This window comes from Thioclava marina, assembly GCF_002020135.1.
Taxonomy (GTDB): Bacteria; Pseudomonadota; Alphaproteobacteria; order Rhodobacterales; family Rhodobacteraceae; genus Thioclava; species Thioclava marina.
This window is the reverse complement of record NZ_MPZS01000001.1, coordinates 1,675,859-1,692,291: the sequence shown is the minus strand read 5'-3', so window position 1 is coordinate 1,692,291 and position 16,433 is coordinate 1,675,859. Positions and strand designations below refer to the sequence as shown.

The following is a 16,433-nucleotide window of genomic DNA, read 5'->3' as shown; positions in this document are numbered from 1 at the left end:
TCCGGACCTGAAAAGGGCGCCCCGATTGCTCGCGGGCGCCCTTGATGCTCTCTGTCCCTCAGTTGCCCGAGGAAAGGGATCAGGCGTTCACGCTGTCCTTGAGCGCTTTTGCCACGGTAACCTTGACCTGCTTGTCAGCGGGCTTTTGCATCTGCTCGCCGGTGGCCGGGTTGCGGACCATGCGCTCGGGGCGCGACTTGCAGTACACTTTGCCGATGCCCGGGAGGGTCACGGCGCCGCCGGCAGCCACTTCTTTCGTCACGACCGCGGAGATCGCGTCGAGCGCGGCCGAAGCGGTTTTCTTGTCGGCGTCCATCGCTTCCGCGAGGGCGGCCACCAATTGGGTCTTGGTCATCGGTTTCGACATTTTCGTTCCTCTCTTCGCCCCGCTGCACCGGGGTCAATTTCGTCCGTGTTTCACGGTTGGTGGGCCATGTTCGACACGTTTTTATTGAGCATGGCAAGTCCTTTTCGGGATATGCGCGGGGATTTTCCTGCGTCACAGGAACGCTGTTTCCTCGAAGCTACGCAATTTCCGGCTGTGGATCCGTTCCAGCGGCATTTCGCGAAGTTTCTCCATCGCGCGGATCCCGATCAACAGGTGGTTCGCGACCTGCGTGCGATAGAATTCGGTCGCCATGCCGGGGAGTTTCAGCTCGCCGTGAAGCGGCTTGTCGGACACGCATAGAAGCGTGCCGTAGGGGACTCGGAACCGAAAGCCGTTCGCGGCGATCGTGGCGCTTTCCATGTCGAGGGCGACGGCGCGCGACTGACTGAGGCGATGAACCGGGCCGGACTGATCGCGCAACTCCCAGTTGCGGTTGTCGATCGTGGCCACGGTACCGGTGCGCATGATCCGCTTGAGCTCATAACCTTCCAGTTTGGTGACCTCGGCCACGGCCTCTTGCAAGGCGACCTGCACCTCGGCCAGCGCCGGGATCGGCACCCAGACCGGCAGGTCGTCGTCGAGCACGTGATCTTCGCGCAAATAGGCGTGGGCGAGTACGAAATCGCCCAGTTGCTGCGAATTGCGAAGCCCTGCGCAATGGCCGACCATCAGCCAGGCATGGGGGCGCAGCACCGCGATATGATCGGTCGCGGTTTTCGCGTTCGACGGGCCCACACCGATATTGACCAGCGTGACGCCCTGACCATCGGGACGCTTGAGGTGATAGGCCGGCATCTGCGGCAGTTTCGCAAGCCCCGGAATGCTGGCCTGCGGGTCGGAAATCTCCTGATTTCCGGGCGCCACGAAACTCGAATAGCCCGAGTCCGGATCCGCCAGCATCCGCCGCGCCACGGCCTCGAACTCGTCCACGTAGAACTGGTAGTTCGTGAACAATACGTGGTTCTGGAAATGCTCGGCCGCGGTCGCAGTGTAATGCGAGAGGCGCGCGAGCGAATAATCCACCCGTTGCGCCGTGAACGGGGCCAGATGGCCCGAGCCGTCGGGGTTGGGCCCAGCCGTGCCGTTGACGATATCGTCGTTCATCCCCGCAAGATCGGGCACGTCGAATACGTCGCGCAGGCTGAAATCGAGCACGCCTTCCTGCGGCACGGTCACCTCGGGATGGGCGGCGACCGCGAAATGCACCGGGATCGGTGTCTCCGAAGGTCCGACATGAACCGGCACGCCATGGTTCTTGATCAGCAGGCCCAGCTGCTGGGTCAGGTAATTGCGAAACAGGTCGGGCCGGGTGATCGTCGCGGCATAGGTTCCGGGCAGGGCGACATGGCCGAAGCTCAGACGGCTGTCGGCCTTGGTATGCGAGGACACAGTGATACGCACCTCCGGGTAGAAGGCGCGGAAGCGGGCCGTCGCGGTCTTGCTTTCGAGTGTTTCGTTGAACTTCTCGAGCAGGAAACCCGTCGCCTCGGCATAAAGCGACTCGAGATGGGCGACCGCCTTCGCGGCATCGGTAAAGGTCTCGGCGGCTGCCGCCTCGGGCGTGATCAATTCGAGCGTTTCATTCATTCAAAAAGGTCCGTCAGTTCAAAACGTGTCACGTCCACGAGCCCCAGATCCGAGATGCGGATTTCGGGGATCACGACGAGCGCGAGCAGCGAATGCTGCATGTAAGCGTTGTTCAGGGTGCAGCCACAGGCGGCCATGGCTTCGACCATTTTCGCAGCGCGCGCGGCCACCGTCTCGGCCGGATCGTCCGACATCAGCCCTGCGATCGGCAACGGCACCGAGGCGATCTCGGCCCCGTCTTTCCAGACGGAAACCCCGCCGCCCATCTCGCCAAGCCGGTTGGCGCAGGCGGCCATCATCTCGCGGTCGGTTCCCACGACGATCATGTGGTGGCTGTCATGGGCCACGGTCGAGCCCATTGCCATCCGACCCTTGTAGCCGAAGCCCGACACGAAGCCATTGGTGACCCCGCCCGTGCCCTGATGGCGTTCCACCAGTGCGATCTGCGCAATGTCTTTTTCGGTGTCAGGTTGGGCCAGCCCGTCGGTCACGTCGATCTCCGCCGTCAGCGCCTTGGTCGGCGCCTGGTTCTCGATCACGCCGATCACCTTGGCGGTGACGGTGTTCGCGCCCTCGGGGGCTGCGATCTCGAAATCCGCAGCCATGAGGGTCTTGCCCAGATGCACGGTGTTGCGCGCGCTTTCGGGCCAGTCGTAATGCGGGCACTCGGCCAGCAACTTGCCATCCTTCGCGACGGTCTTGCCCCGCGCGATCACGTGTTCGACCGGAAGCGTCGCGAGGTCCGAGGTCAGGATCAGATCGGCGCGGCGGCCGGGCGTGATTGAGCCCAGTTCGCGCTCCAGGCCGAAATGGGTCGCGGTGTTGATCGTGCACATCTGCAGCGCCACGAGCGGATCGGCCCCACACGCGACCGCATGGCGAAAGACGCGGTTCATATGCCCGTCATGCACCAGCGTGCCCGAATGGCAGTCATCGGTGCACAGGATGAAGTTGCGCGGATCGAGACCCTTCTCGGTGACGGCGGTGATTTGCGTCTCCACGTCATACCAGGCCGAGCCCAGCCGCATCATCGAGCGCATGCCTTGCCGCACCCGCGCGATCGCATCGGCCTCGCAAGTGCCCTCGTGATCGTCGGCCGGCCCGCCCGCGATATAGGCGCGGAAGGCGCTGCCCAGATCGGGCGAGGCATAGTGCCCGCCCACCGTCTTGTTGAAGTTCTGTGTCGCCGCGATCTCTGCCAGCATCTTGCGGTCGCCTGCGATCACGCCGGGGAAGTTCATCATCTCCCCCAGACCGATGATCCCGGGCCATTGCATCGCCGCGGCCACATCTTCGGGGGTGATCTCGAAGCCCGTGGTTTCGAGCCCCGGTGCAGAGGGCGCGCAAGACGGCATCTGCGTGAAGATGTTCACGGGCTGCATCAACGCCTCGTCATGCATCATCCGCACGCCTTCGAGGCCAAGGACATTCGCGATCTCATGGGGATCGGTGAACATCGTGGTCGTGCCGTGCGGGATTACGGCGGCCGCGAATTCGGCGGGCGTCAGCATGCCCGACTCGATATGCATATGCGCGTCGCACAGCCCCGGCACCATGTAGCGCCCTTCGGCCTCGATCACCTCGGTCCCAGGTCCGATGCTCCCCGACAGGTCCGGCGCAATGGCGGCAAAACGACCCTCGGCCACGGCAATGTCGTAACCGTCGAGCACCTCGCGCGAGTGGACATTGACCCATTTTCCGCCGCGGATCACGAGGTCGGCGGGTTCGCGCCCGGCAGCCACGGCAATCAGTCGCGTTGCGGCTTCGGGCCAGGATTTGATCTTGTTCTTCTGTTCCATGTCCAAGCCTGTCATTGCCTGCGGGAAGGTTCAAGAGACGTTGTGATGCCCTCACGCAGCGTCTACCAATGTCGCGTGACAGACAGGCGAAAGGGGGCCGATATGCCGACACTTCTCTCTATCGGGCATGGCTATTCGGCGCGCGCCCTCTCTGCCCTGCTGTTGGCGCGGGGCTGGCGTGTGATCGGCACGACCCGCAGTCCCGAGAAGGCCGAGGCGTTGCGTGCCGAAGGGGTGGAGCCGCTGATCTGGGAGGGTGGTCCTCTGCCACTCGATGAGGCGAGCCATCTGCTGACTTCCGTTGCGCCCGGTGCCGAGGGCGACCCGGTTCTCGCTGCGCAGCATGAGGCGATTGCCGCGGCGCAGCATCTTGAGTGGGTCGGCTATCTCTCGACCGTCGGAGTCTATGGCGATCACGCGGGTGGTTGGGTGGACGAGGCGACCCCGCTCACCCCCTCCACCAGACGCGGGCGGGCGCGGGTGGAGGCCGAGGCAGCCTGGAGGGCGCTGGCCGCAGCGCATGATCTGCCGCTGCATATCTTCCGCCTCGCGGGGATCTACGGGCCCGGGCGCGGGCCCTTCGAGAAGGTGCGCCAAGGCACCGCGCGGCGGATCGTCAAGGAGGGGCAGGTTTTCTCGCGCATCCATGTGGAGGATATCGCGCAGGTGCTGCTGGCCTCGATCGAGCATCCCGATCCGGGCGCGGTCTACAATGTCTGCGACGACGACCCGGTCCCGCCGCAGGACGTGATCGGTTTTGCCGCTGAGTTGCTCGGCTTGCCGCTGCCGCCCGAGGTGGCCTTCGAACAGGCGGATCTCAGCCCGATGGCGCGCAGCTTCTATGCCGAGAGCAAGCGGGTGCGCAACGACAAGATCAAGCGCGATCTGGGCGTGACGCTGCACTACCCCGATTACCGTTCGGGGTTGCGCGCGATGCTCGATCAGGCGGGCTGAAGGCCGGTCCGGTTCTCGCGCACGGGCAGATGCACGATCGCGGAGAATGCGCCCACGCCGACGCCGACCCACCAGACGATCGTGTAATCGCCATAGGCGTCATAGAGCTTGCCGCCCAGCCAGACGCCGAGGAACGCGCCCACCTGGTGCGAGAAGAAGACAATCCCGTAAAGCGTGCCCATGTAGCGCAGCCCGTAGATATGCGCGACCAGCCCCGAGGTCAGCGGCACGGTGGCCAGCCACAGCGCCCCCATCGCAAGCGAGAAGATCAGCACGGTCGCAGGCGTCATCGGCGTCAGGATGAATGCGGCGGCGACGAAGGTGCGCAGCAGGTAGATCCCGGCGAGCAGGTATTTCTTCGACCAGCGCTTGCCCGCCCAGCCCGCATAGATCGTGCCCACGATATTGGCGAGCCCGATCACCGAGATCGCGGCCGCGCCGAGCGCCGAGGTCGTCTCGATCCCGATTCCAGCCAGCAGCGAGCCGGGCGGCACCGCGCCGCACATCTCGGTCACCATCGCGGGGAAATGCGCGGTGATGAAGCCAAGCTGATAGCCGCAGGAGAAGAAGCCGAGGAAGATCAGAGTGTAGGAGGGGTCGCGGAAGGCACGCATCAGAACGGTGCCCATGCTCTCGGCCAATTCCGCGCGACTGGCGCGTTCGGGGGCGCGGATCAGCGGCAGGAAGATGAGCGAGGCGAGGATCACCGCGGCAAAGATCAGGAACACGGTCTGCCAGGGAAAATGGCTGAGCAGTAGTTCCGCCATGGGCGCGCCGAAGACCTGACCCGCGGAACCGGCAGCGGTGGCGATGCCAAGCGCGAGCGAGCGGTTCTCGTCCGAGGTTGCGCGCCCCACCACGGCGAGGATCACGCCAAAGCCCGTGCCCGCGATGCCGAAGCCCACGAGGATTTCCAGCAATTGGTGCTGCTCGGGGTGGATTGCGAAGGCCGACAAGACGAGGCCCAATGCATAGACCAGCGCCCCAAGAATGATCGCCAGCCGGTCGCCCCAGCGCTCGGCGATCGCACCGAAGATCGGCTGGCCGATCCCCCAGGCGAGGTTCTGCACCGCGATCGCCAGGGAAAATTCGGCGCGCGGCCAGTTGAACTCGCTCGCGATCGGGATCTGGAACACGCCAAAGCTCGCCCGGACGGCGAAACTCAGCATCAGGATCACGGCGCCGCCGATCAGAACCGGCGTGAACAGTCTGGCTTGGGTCATTCTATCGTCTCCCCGGCGGATCTCCCTTCCGCGCGAGGGTGCATCTCGTCACGAATGCTGCGGCGCGTCAATTGCAGGCTTGTTCCGGTCACAATCGCGCGGATGGCTTGCACCTCCCCCGGAGCCGTGGCCCAATGCCGCAAAATGGACGTGGAGGCAGGATGTATACGGTTATCGGAACGGTCGGGTCGCGCACCTTGCGCGTGCTGTGGATGCTCGAGGAACTGGGGCTGGAATATGAGCATGTGCGCGCCGCGCCGCGTTCGGAAGATGTCGTGGCCTTCAATCCGGCGGGCAAGGTGCCGGTTCTGGTGGTCGACGGCACGCCGATCACCGATTCCACCGCGATCATCACCTATCTCTCCGATGCGCATGGGCGCTTCACCCACAAGCCCGGCACATTGGAGCGCGCGCGCCAGGACAGCGTGACGCAATTCCTGCTCGACGAGTTCGACGCCAATCTCTGGACCGCCGCGCGGCACAGTTTCATCCTGCCCGAGGAACTTCGGCTTTCGGGGATCAAGAATTCGCTACGCTGGGAGTTCGAGCGCTCGCAGCACACGCTGATCCACCGGATGAGCGAGGGGGAATTCGTGACCGGCGACGATCTGACCGTTCCCGATATCATCCTGACGCATTGCCTCGACTGGGCGCTGATGGCGAAGTTTCCGATCGTCGAGCATCGGTTGAGCGAATATCACGCGCGGATGCGGTCGCGCCCTGCCTATAAACGCGCGGTGGCGCGGCGGGACGGGTAGAGGGGGCGCCGCCCCCGCTGGCGTGCCGCCAGCCCCCCGAGATATTTTCATCAAGAAGAAGTGGCGAGGCGTTTCGCGGCGGCGCGTCCGGAATGACGACCCGAGGCGAGGCAGGCGGTGAGGAGATAGCCGCCGGTCGGTGCCTCCCAGTCGAGCATTTCGCCCGCGGCGAAGACCCCCGGCAGGTCGGTGAGTTCGAGATCGTCCGTGAGGCTGCCCCACGCGATGCCGCCGGCGCTCGAGATTGCTTCGCTCAGCGGGCGCGGGGGGCCGAGCGGGACGGGGAGGGATTTGAGGGTCGCGGCGAGTTGGGCCGGTTCGTTCGGCATCGGTCGGCCCCATTCAAGCGCGAGGGCGAGTTTGACCGGATCGAGTTTGGCAGCTTTGCGGAGGCGATTGCTCAGGCTCTGTTTCGGCGGGAGTTTCGCGAGGCGGGTGGCGAGGTCTTCGACGCTGAGATCGGGAACGAGGTCGAGGGAAAGCGGTGCGCCGTCGCGCAATTCGGCCGATATCTCGTAAATCCCGCCGCCCTCGATGCCGCGGGTGGAGATCACGAATTCGCCCCGGGTGCGGCGGGTGGGCGTAATGAGCGCCGCGCCTTTGACGGGCTGGCCGAGGAGGTCGGCCATGTGCGGTGACCAGTCGATCGCGAAGCCCATGTTGGAGGGCTGGAACGGGGAGACGGTCACGCCCTTGGTGGCGAGCCACGGAACCCATTCGGCATCCGAGCCGAGGCGCGGCCAGCTCGCGCCGCCAAGCGCCAGGATAGTGACATCGGGGTAAAGGCATTGGCGGCCGTCGGGCGTGTCGAAGACCAGCCCGTCACCGTCGAAGCCCTGCCAGCGCCAGCGGGTACGGATCGTGACGCCGAGACGCTCCAGCCGCGCGATCCAGGCGCGCAGCATCGGCGAGGCTTTCATCTCGACCGGGAAGACGCGGCCGGTGGAGCCGGTAAACAGTTCGATGCCAAGATCGCGGGCGAAGTCCTGCACCTCTTCGGGGCCGAACTCGCGGGTGATCGCGGCGATCTGCGGGTGGGAGTAATGCGACAGGAACGCCTCGCGCGGCTCATCCTTGGTCAGGTTCAACCCGGATTTCCCGGCCATCAGGAATTTGCGCGCCAGCGTCGGTTTTGCCTCGGTTAGTGTGACCGCGTGACCCGCGCGGGCCAATTCCTCGGCGGCCATCAGGCCCGCCGGGCCGCCTCCGATGACAAGTGCGTCTTTCACCGCCGCGCCAGCATCGCGAGCCGCATCAGCGCGCGTTCCATCACCGCCATTTGCGGCGCGCGACTGGCCGAGCGCAGGGTCAGGTCGGCCTCGACCAGCTCCTTCAATGCGGTCTCGAGCTTGTACATGCCCCAGCTTTGCGCCTGCCGCTGCATCCGGTCGCGGCGCGGCCCGAAGACCGGCGGTCGGATGCGTGCGATGCCGGAGCCCGGACCCTGCGGGTCCGAGGCTGCGGCATGAAGGGCGCGGAAGTGGCGCATCGCCGCAATCGCGAGTTGCACGGGCTGCACGCCCTGGCTTTCCAGCCGCCGCATCACCGGACCGAGCTCGGGGGCGCGCCCTTCGGCCACGATCGAGAGAACGTCATCGACGCCCGCCTCGACCGAGGAGGGCGCGCAGGCGGCGACATCGGCGGGGGTCAGAGGGGTGTCATCTTGGAATTTGTAGAGTGCGATCTTCTCGACCGTCTGGCGAAAATCGCCCGGGTCGAGGGCGCGCGAGAGCGTGACCAGATCGGTCATCGCCTCGTTCGAGATGTCGCGCAGGTCAGCGCGGCGCAGGATGTCCTCGATCTCTTCGCGGCTTGGCGGGTCGTCATAGATACCGATCGCATAGGCGTTCTTGTGCCCCTCGAAGGCCTTGCGCAGTTTCGACTTCGCGGTGAGCGATCCGGCGGTGACCACGATCTGCGCATCGCCTTCGCGCCACTCATCCAGCGCCGTCATGACCGCGTCGGCCATCGCGTCGGTCGCGTCCTCGACGAAGGCGACGCGCGGGCCGGGAAAGAAGCCGACCTCCTTGATCGCATCCAGAAGCAGAGAGGGTTGCTTGCGCAGATCGCCGCCCGCGATGCGGCTCAGGCGCATTTCCTCTTCGCCTTGCGGACCGATAAGGGCTACGATCACTTCCTGACGGCGCAGCGCCACGCGCATCGCATCCATCCCGAAGATCAGAAGGCCTGTGCGCTCTGGTTCGGGTTTGGCGAAATAGCGGGTCGCTGCAACGCCGGTCAGTTTCATTCCGGCAAGCCCGGTGCCTGGGCGAGGAGGCGCGTGATGATCTGATCGGCGAGGATGCGCATCAGGCGGCGATGGGCGTCCTGCTCGGCCGCCTGCGTCGCGACTACGGTTCCGGTGGCCGACCACGAGGTGAAGGAGGTCACGCGCCCCGTCAGCAGAACCGCGTCGGTGCCCGCGTCATGCAAGGTGTAGTCGACAGAGCCGTTGAGCTGATAGCGCGTCGTGGCGTTGTCGGGCGCGATGCCCTGGCCGATCGCCTTGGTGGTGATCGTGTAGGCGAGGCGATAGCGCGGCGTGCCCGAGGGCCCGAGCCGTGCGCCCAACTGCTGGACCAGCTCGAACCCGTCGCGGGTCGTGGGCGCGTCGGGCTGCACACCGTTCAGCAGTTTCGCGGCACCGCCCTGCGGCCCGTAGGCCGGGGTGAAGCCGCAGCCTGCGAGGGCTGCCGCCCCTGCGAGCCCCAGAAAAGCACGTCTGTCAGATGACCACATTGACGATCCGCCCCGGTACAACGATCAGCTTCTTGGGCTGGCCACCGGCCAGCGCCTTCACCACAGCTTCGTCGGCCAGAACCAGCTTTTCAACCTCTTCCTTCGGCATGTCTTTCGGCACCGAGATCTCGGCCCGGCGCTTGCCGTTGATCTGGATCGGCAAGGTCACCTCATCCTCGACCAGAAGGGCCGGGTCGGCCTCGGGCCAGGCGGCAGCGATCACGAAGCCCTCACCGCCGAGCATCGACCAGACTTCCTCGGCCAGATGCGGGACCATCGGCGCCATCAGCTGCGCCACGAGCTTCATCGCTTCGCGCTTGGTCTCGGTCCCGGCCTTCGATTTCGACATCGTGTTGGTCAGGCCGTAAAGCGCCGCCACCGCCTTGTTGAAGGCAAACCCCTCGATCGATTTGGTGATCTCGTCGATCGTCTTGTGGGTGGCCTTCAGGAGCGCTGCGTCCTCGGCGGCATCAGCGGGCGCGTCCGAGGTCGCGATCTCGTCGGCGATCCGGTGAACGCGGGCGAGGAACTTAGAGGTCGCCTCAGCCCCGGCTGCGGTCCATTCGACGTCGCGCTCGGGCGGACTGTCGGACATCACGAAGAAGCGCGCGGTATCGGCGCCGAAACTCTCGATGATCGAGACCGGATCGACCACATTCTTCTTGGATTTCGACATCTTGGCCGAAGGGATGATCTCGACCGTCGCGCCCGTCGCCTTCAGCTTGCCGTCCTCGACCTCTTCGGGGAGGTGATAGACGGGGCGGCCTTTTTCGTCGCGCGTCATGTAGATCTCATGCGTGACCATGCCTTGCGTGAAGAGCGCATCGAAGGGCTCGATCGCCTTCGCGGGCAGGTGGCCGGTCTTGTGCATCGCGCGGGCGAAGAAGCGCGAATAGAGCAGGTGCAGAATCGCGTGCTCGATGCCGCCGATATACTGATCGACATTCATCCAGTACTCGGCTTCCGCCGGATCGGTCGGCGTCGTCGCGCGCGGCGAGGTGAAGCGCGCGTAATACCAGCTCGAATCGACGAAGGTATCCATCGTGTCGGTTTCGCGCTTGGCGGGCGCGCCGCATTTCGGGCAGGCGCAGTCACGCCAGCTCGGGTGGCGATCCAGAGGGTTGCCGGGGATCGAGAAGTCGATCTTCTGGCCGTCCTCGTCATAGGGCAGCGCGACGGGGAGGTTTTCCTTTTTCTCGGGCACCACGCCGCAGGTCTGGCAATGAACGACCGGGATCGGGCAGCCCCAGTAGCGCTGGCGGCTCAGGCCCCAGTCGCGCAGGCGGAACTTGGTCACGCCCTGACCAATGCCGTTTTCCTCGCAGAAGGCGATGGCGGTCGCGACGCCCTCTTCGCCGGTCTGCACCTCTTCGCCCGCGAAGCCGCGGACGTAACGGACCTTCTCGGATTTCAGCGGGACGTATTCGGCTGCGGGGTAGTCTCCCTCGACAGGCTCGAACACGGGCGTGATCGGCAGGCCGTATTTCGTGGCGAACTCGAAGTCGCGTGCGTCATGGGCCGGGCAGCCGAAGATCGCGCCGGTGCCGTAATCCATCAGGATGAAGTTCGCGATATAGACCGGCAGCTCCCAGCTGGTGTCGAGCGGGTGCCGGACCTTGATCCCGGTGTCCATGCCGAGCTTCTCGGCGGTCTCGATCGCTTCCTCGGTCGTTCCGCCCGCGCGGCATTTCGCGACGAACTCGGCCACTTTGGGGTCGTGGCGTTCGAGATGCTTGGCCAGCGGGTGATCGGGCGAGATCGCGGCGAAACTTGCGCCCATCAGCGTGTCGGGGCGGGTCGTGTAGACCTCGAGTCGGTCGAAGCCGTCCGGCGCATCCACCGTCGAGAAGGCGAATTGCAGGCCGCGCGACTTGCCGATCCAGTTCGCCTGCATCAGGCGCACCTTCTCGGGCCAGTCCTTGAGGTTGTCGAGCGCGTCGAGCAGTTCCTCGGCGTAATCCGAGATCTTGAAAAACCACTGCGTCAGTTCGCGACGCTCGACCTCAGCGCCCGAGCGCCAGCCCTTGCCGTCGATCACCTGTTCGTTGGCCAGCACGGTCATGTCGACCGGATCCCAGTTCACCACCGCGTTCTTGCGATAGACAAGGCCTGCTTCGAGCATGTCGATGAACATCGCCTGCTGCTGGCCGTAATATTCCGGGTCACAGGTGGCGAACTCGCGCGACCAGTCGATCGAGAGGCCGAGCGGTTTCATCTGGTCCTTCATCACGGCAATATTACCGTAGGTCCAGTCCTTGGGGTGGCCGCCCTGTTCCATCGCGGCGTTCTCGGCGGGCATCCCGAAGGCGTCCCAGCCCATCGGATGCAGCACCGAGAAGCCCTTGGCCATCTTGTAGCGCGCGACCACGTCGCCCATCGTGTAGTTGCGCACGTGGCCCATGTGGATGCGGCCCGAGGGGTAGGGGAACATCTCGAGCACGTAGTATTTCGGCTTGGCCGGATCGCGGCGCGCGGCGAAGAGATCGGCCTTGTTCCAGGCCTCTTGCCATTTCGTCTCGCTCTGGCTCGGTTCGTAGCGTGCCATGTCAGACCCCCATCACGTCGAATTCTGCGCGTGCTTGCTACACTGGGCACGGGGCCAAGGTCCAGCGGCAGCGGGCATTTGGACAGAAATATCCCCGCCGGAGGCTGGCTCGGGCGGGGATGAGAAAATCGGTTCGGCTGTCCGGGGCGCGATCAGAGCTTCGAGTCGCGGATCCGAAGCTGGCGGGCGCGAGTGAGAATCGCATCCTCGACTGCGCGCTGGGTGTCGGGCGACACCGCGCCGCCGCGAGTCTGGATCGAGACCTTGAGCGAGCGTGCATCAAGTGCGGGATCGGTGACGTAGACGGTCGCCTTGTAGGCACGGCCGCCGCCCGGAGGGGTGCCGTAGCCGGTCACGATGACGCCGGAGAAGGGATCGACCTCTTGAATCGGCAGGAAATCAAGCACTTCGAGCGAAGCCTGCCAGATATACTTGTTCACCTCGACGGTGATGTTGGGATCGCCCTTGTTGCCGAAAAGATCCCAGACCGAGGATTTCTTGGCGATGGTGCGGTTGGTGTCATCGGCCACGGGTTCGTTGTAGCCGCGCGTGTGCTCAAGCTGGTTCGCCGCGCGCTGGTCGGGATTCGCGGCGCTCGCGCCGCCCCAGGAGAAAAGCTTCCCGCCGCCGCAGCCCGCAAGCGAGAGGCACAGCCCCAGAATTGCCGTGCTCTTCAGAAGGGTTCTGGTGATCATGCGAAGCGGTCCCCGTCGGCTTTACGTCCTTGAACTTGCCCTTTCTCTAGCCCAAGCCCCCATGCCCGACAAGGTTTTTCCGGGTAGGCAAATCCATCCCCCGCAGGCCTGCGCGCCCGCGAGGGTTCGGGGCGGGGCGATCGGCACTGTGGCAACTCTGCACCATCAAAGAGGCTATTCGCCACGGCGGGGCTCTTTGAGTTGCATTGCTGGGGGTGGGAGAGGAAAAGAGCAGCATACCCAATTCGGATGTCCCTGAGTTGGGGGTTATCTGTAAGACAATGAGGGAAAACGATGAAAAAGGTTCTCTTCGCGACGACCGCTCTCGTGCTGACCGCCGGCGTTGCCGCCGCTGAAGTCACCGTTTCGGGCGACGGCCGCATGGGTGTCCGTTACGACGGTCAGACCGCTACCACCGACAACGAGTGGAACTTCAACAGCCGCGCTCGCGTCAAGTTCACCCTGTCGGGTCAGACCGACGGCGGCCTCGAGTTCGGCGGTTCGTTCCGCGCTGACCAGGCTGGCGACTCGGCCGCTTCGAACGGCGCTGCTTACGGCCTCGAAGGCTCGGTTTACGTTTCGGGCGCTTTCGGCAAAGTCGAAATGGGTGACGTTGTCGGCGCTTCGGAAGCTCTGTTCGGCGACTTCTACGAAGTTGGCTACTCGGACCTGACCACCATCGGTGGCTTCTCGAACGACATCCCGTACCTGACCGGCGATAACGGCGGCTTCAGCGTTGCTAACCAGGTGGTCACCACCATCGGCACCGGCACCACCGCTGTCACCACCACGGTTGCTGGCGCTTACACCTCGGGCCCGAACCTGCTGTACACCGGCACCTTCGGTGCGTTCTCGGTCGCGGCCTCGATGTCGGACGGCAAGAACAAAGGCGCTGACGCTGGCCAGGAATACGCGATCGCCGGTGCTTACACCTTCGGCAACTACACCGTGGGCATGGGCTACGAAGTCGCTGACGGCGATTTCGTCGACGTCGACATGCTGACCCTCGCTGGTGTCGCCAAGTTCGGCAACACCTCGGTTAAAGCGGCTGTTTCGCAGCTCGGCAAAGACGCCGACGCGAACTGGTACGGCCTCGGCGTTTCGTCGGTCTTCGGTGCGACCACCGTTGGCGGCTACGTCCAGAAGCTCGACGACAAGTCGGCTGCTGACGCGGACGTGACCTGGTGGGGTATCGGCGCTGAGTACGACCTCGGCGGTGGCGCGGTTGTCAAAGGCGGTATCGCTGATGACGATCTGTCGGGCACCGACGCTGTTGCCGACCTCGGCATCAAGTTCTCGTTCTAATCCTTACGGATCTGAACGAAGGGAAGAGCGGGCCTTGTGCCCGCTCTTTTCTTTTTGGGGTTTGCGGTGTTTCTTGGGCCCCGGAAAAGGAGGGCCTGATGGGACTGAGCGAAATCAAAACCCGAATCGCGGAGGCGGAGCGCGCTGCGGGGCGTGCGTCGGGCTCGGTGAAGCTGATCGCCGTGTCGAAAGTGCAGCCCCCCGAGCGGGTCGAGGCCGTGCTGCGCGCGGGCCATCGTCTCTTCGGTGAGAATTACGTTCAGGAAGCCCAGGGCAAATGGCCGGCCTGGCGCGAAGAATTCCTAGGCTGCGAAGTCCATATGATCGGACCGCTCCAGAGCAACAAGGCGAAGCTCGCCGTGGAGCTTTTCGAGGCGATCCACACGCTCGACCGGCCCTCTCTTGCGAAGAAGCTTGCCAATCTCGCGCAGGCGCGCGGCTCTTCTCCCGACCTTTTCATTCAGGTGAACACTGGTGCCGAACCGCAAAAGGCGGGTGTGCTGCCTGACGATCTTGACGCGTTCGTCGCCGAAGCCCGGAAGATGGATCTACCGGTAAAGGGGTTGATGTGCATCCCGCCCGAAAGCGAAGACCCCAGCCCCCATTTCGCGATGCTTGCCGAGATGGCGGTGCGCAACGGGCTCGAGGGGCTGTCGATGGGGATGAGTTCGGATTTCGGGAAAGCCATCGCGGCAGGGGCGACCCATGTGCGCGTGGGCTCGGCCATCTTCGGCGCGCGGGATTATTCCTAAGCCTTGTCGCGGATGCTGAACGCCGGGGGTTTTCCACCCCCGGACCCCCGGAGGATATTTTTGCCAAGAGGAAGTGGGATGTCGAGCGCTTCGCCCGGTGCGATCCGCTGCGCGATCCAGATCAGGTGGTCGCGGCGGAAGGCAAGGCAGCCGGCTGTGGGGTAGCCCGCGCGGCGGCGCTGATGCAGGAAGATTGCGGAGCCTTTGCCCGGGATTGCCTCGGGATAGTTCCAGTCGGTGATCAGCACGATGTCGTAGAGCGGATCGGCGCGGCGCATCGCTTCATGGGAAGCCGCGAAAGGCATTTTCACGCGCTGGTTATAGTCGGGATGATCCGGGGCGTCGCACCACAGGTCGCGCGGGCCGATGGGCTCGGCCCAGGGCTGGGGCGGGGAAAGCCGGTCGGGACGATAGAACATGCGCAGAATGTGGAGACGGCCCGCAGGGGTCGCCCCGTCGCCTTCACGTTTGTCAGAGGTGACGCCGCCGCGTCCGATCTCGACGGGAAAACGACGACCGTGAAAGAGGAGCCCCGTCGGGGTCAGCAGCATCACAGGATATGTCCCGACTTCGCGGCCTTGGTGGCGAGATAGGCGGCGTTGTGGCGGCTCATGCCGACCTTGAGGGGCACGCGCTCCACAACCTCGATCCCGTTCGCCTCCAGCATCTTCACCTTGGCGGGATTGTTGGTAAGAAGCCGGACCCTGGAGAAGCCGAGCTTTTTCAGCAGCGCCGCGCCGATACGAAAATCCCTTTCGTCATCCTCGAAGCCGAGCCGATGGTTCGCCTCGACCGTGTCGAACCCCTGATCCTGAAGCGAATAGGCGCGCATCTTGTTGGCAAGCCCGATCCCGCGCCCCTCCTGGTTGAGGTAGAGCAGAACGCCCGTCCCCTCATGGCCCATCATCGTCAGAGCCGCGTCGAGCTGCGGGCCGCAATCGCATTTGAGAGAGCCCAGAACATCGCCGGTGAAACAGGCCGAATGCAGCCGCGCGAGCACCGGTTTCGACCGATCGGGTTGGCCGATCTCGATCGCGTAATGCTCTTCGGCGCCGTCATCAGGGCGGAAGATATGCAGCCGGCCCGCTTCGGCGGCGCGCATAGGCACGCGCGCGGCAGAAACCGGGGCGAAGGCTTGCGGAATGTCGGAGGCGGTCAGCGCTTCTTCGGCAGAAACGCAGGTGAGATCGGAGGGCGCGGGCTCGGGCGCTTCGACTAGAAGGGCTGCGGGCAGAAGCTGGGCGGATTTCGCGAGCCGGATCGCAGCTCGGGCAAGATCGGCATCGCCGCCGCGCAGCGCCTCGAGCGGACCCTTCATCGGCACGCGGAGGTCATCGGCAGGATCGGCCAGGGCGCGCAGCCAGCGCAGATCTGCCTCCGCAGGCACTTTGATCCGCGCGACATCCTCGTCATAGACGCGCGCCTTGAGCGTCGAGGCCCGCCGCGCGGTGATTGCCAGCACCAGCGGCCCCAGCGCGCGCAGCGCCTCCAGCCGTTCCGGAGAGAGCGTCTCGACCGCCACGGCGAGGTGACCCGATAGCAGGACCGGCACCCCCATGCGCAGATCCGCGCGGGCGCGATTGAGTCTCTCGGTGGGGCTGGGCCCAAGGGTGAATTTGCCGCTCATGCGCTCTGAGATAGCCCCGACTGTAACAAATTGAAATATCTCCACGCGATTTGACACGTCC

Annotated in this window: 15 protein-coding genes; 4 read left to right on the top strand and 11 right to left on the bottom strand. The window is 64.8% G+C overall.

The window, feature by feature from the left end; all coding sequences use genetic code 11:
- Positions 1-79 precede the first annotated feature (79 nt).
- The 3 genes from BMG00_RS08160 to ade all read right to left on the bottom strand — a co-directional run bounded on the left by BMG00_RS08160 (position 80) and on the right by ade (position 3,774).
- Complete coding sequence (locus tag BMG00_RS08160) at positions 80-367, bottom strand: HU family DNA-binding protein (protein ID WP_038075280.1); 288 nt, start codon at positions 365-367, stop codon at positions 80-82.
- A gap of 132 nt (positions 368-499) precedes the next feature.
- Positions 500-1,975: an AMP nucleosidase gene (locus BMG00_RS08155; protein WP_078573908.1), complete on the bottom strand. Its 1,476-nt coding sequence runs from the start codon at positions 1,973-1,975 to the stop codon at positions 500-502.
- Positions 1,972-3,774 (bottom strand): adenine deaminase, encoded by a 1,803-nt coding sequence (gene ade, locus BMG00_RS08150; protein ID WP_078573906.1) that lies wholly within the window; start codon positions 3,772-3,774, stop codon positions 1,972-1,974. The genes BMG00_RS08155 and ade overlap by 4 nt, the downstream gene beginning before the upstream one ends.
- Before the next feature lie 102 nt (positions 3,775-3,876).
- Between ade and BMG00_RS08145 the strand changes: the two genes are divergently transcribed.
- Complete coding sequence (locus BMG00_RS08145; protein ID WP_078573905.1) at positions 3,877-4,728, top strand: SDR family oxidoreductase; 852 nt, start codon at positions 3,877-3,879, stop codon at positions 4,726-4,728.
- On the opposite strand, the gene BMG00_RS08140 is transcribed toward BMG00_RS08145, so the two are convergent.
- Positions 4,716-5,951, bottom strand: a complete 1,236-nt coding sequence (locus BMG00_RS08140; protein ID WP_078573903.1) for an MFS transporter — start codon at positions 5,949-5,951, stop codon at positions 4,716-4,718. The two genes, BMG00_RS08145 and BMG00_RS08140, sit on opposite strands and share 13 nt — an antisense overlap.
- Before the next feature lie 161 nt (positions 5,952-6,112).
- On the opposite strand from BMG00_RS08140, the gene BMG00_RS08135 reads away from it, so the two are divergent.
- Positions 6,113-6,709 carry a glutathione S-transferase family protein gene (locus BMG00_RS08135; protein ID WP_078526261.1) on the top strand — a complete coding sequence of 199 codons (597 nt, stop codon included), beginning with the start codon at positions 6,113-6,115 and terminating at the stop codon, positions 6,707-6,709.
- Positions 6,710-6,759: 50 nt separating this feature from the next.
- Here the strand turns inward: BMG00_RS08135 and BMG00_RS08130 are convergent, their stop codons facing one another.
- The 5 genes from BMG00_RS08130 to BMG00_RS08110 all read right to left on the bottom strand — a co-directional run bounded on the left by BMG00_RS08130 (position 6,760) and on the right by BMG00_RS08110 (position 12,688).
- A complete protein-coding gene (locus BMG00_RS08130) occupies positions 6,760-7,938 on the bottom strand; it encodes a TIGR03862 family flavoprotein (RefSeq protein WP_078573902.1) in 1,179 nt (392 codons plus the stop codon).
- Positions 7,935-8,957, bottom strand: coding sequence for a DNA polymerase III subunit delta (gene holA, locus BMG00_RS08125; protein ID WP_078526257.1), 1,023 nt, complete (start codon positions 8,955-8,957; stop codon positions 7,935-7,937). Before holA ends, BMG00_RS08130 begins: the two co-directional genes overlap by 4 nt.
- The gene (lptE, locus tag BMG00_RS08120) at positions 8,954-9,448 is read right to left on the bottom strand and encodes an LPS assembly lipoprotein LptE (protein ID WP_078526255.1); all 495 of its coding nucleotides are present in this window, start codon (positions 9,446-9,448) and stop codon (positions 8,954-8,956) included. The genes holA and lptE overlap by 4 nt, the downstream gene beginning before the upstream one ends.
- A complete protein-coding gene (gene leuS, locus BMG00_RS08115) occupies positions 9,435-11,993 on the bottom strand; it encodes a leucine--tRNA ligase (RefSeq protein ID WP_078573900.1) in 2,559 nt (852 codons plus the stop codon). The genes lptE and leuS overlap by 14 nt, the downstream gene beginning before the upstream one ends.
- Positions 11,994-12,145: 152 nt before the next feature.
- Complete coding sequence (locus tag BMG00_RS08110; RefSeq protein WP_078573898.1) at positions 12,146-12,688, bottom strand: DUF3576 domain-containing protein; 543 nt, start codon at positions 12,686-12,688, stop codon at positions 12,146-12,148.
- 294 nt (positions 12,689-12,982) lie between these two features.
- Here BMG00_RS08110 and BMG00_RS08105 point away from each other — a divergent pair, with 294 nt between their 5' ends.
- Together BMG00_RS08105 and BMG00_RS08100 are read left to right on the top strand one after the other, a co-directional pair.
- Positions 12,983-13,993, top strand: coding sequence for a porin (locus tag BMG00_RS08105; RefSeq protein ID WP_078573896.1), 1,011 nt, complete (start codon positions 12,983-12,985; stop codon positions 13,991-13,993).
- A 98-nt stretch (positions 13,994-14,091) separates the two neighbouring features.
- Positions 14,092-14,745 carry a YggS family pyridoxal phosphate-dependent enzyme gene (locus tag BMG00_RS08100; protein WP_078573894.1) on the top strand — a complete coding sequence of 218 codons (654 nt, stop codon included), beginning with the start codon at positions 14,092-14,094 and terminating at the stop codon, positions 14,743-14,745.
- Here BMG00_RS08100 and BMG00_RS08095 read toward each other — a convergent pair.
- Entirely contained in the window at positions 14,742-15,296 is a 555-nt protein-coding gene (locus BMG00_RS08095) for a L,D-transpeptidase family protein (protein WP_078573893.1), read from the bottom strand. The genes BMG00_RS08100 and BMG00_RS08095 overlap by 4 nt on opposite strands.
- A complete protein-coding gene (ribA, locus tag BMG00_RS08090) occupies positions 15,296-16,372 on the bottom strand; it encodes a GTP cyclohydrolase II (protein ID WP_078573891.1) in 1,077 nt (358 codons plus the stop codon). Before ribA ends, BMG00_RS08095 begins: the two co-directional genes overlap by 1 nt.
- Positions 16,373-16,433: the final 61 nt, after the last annotated feature.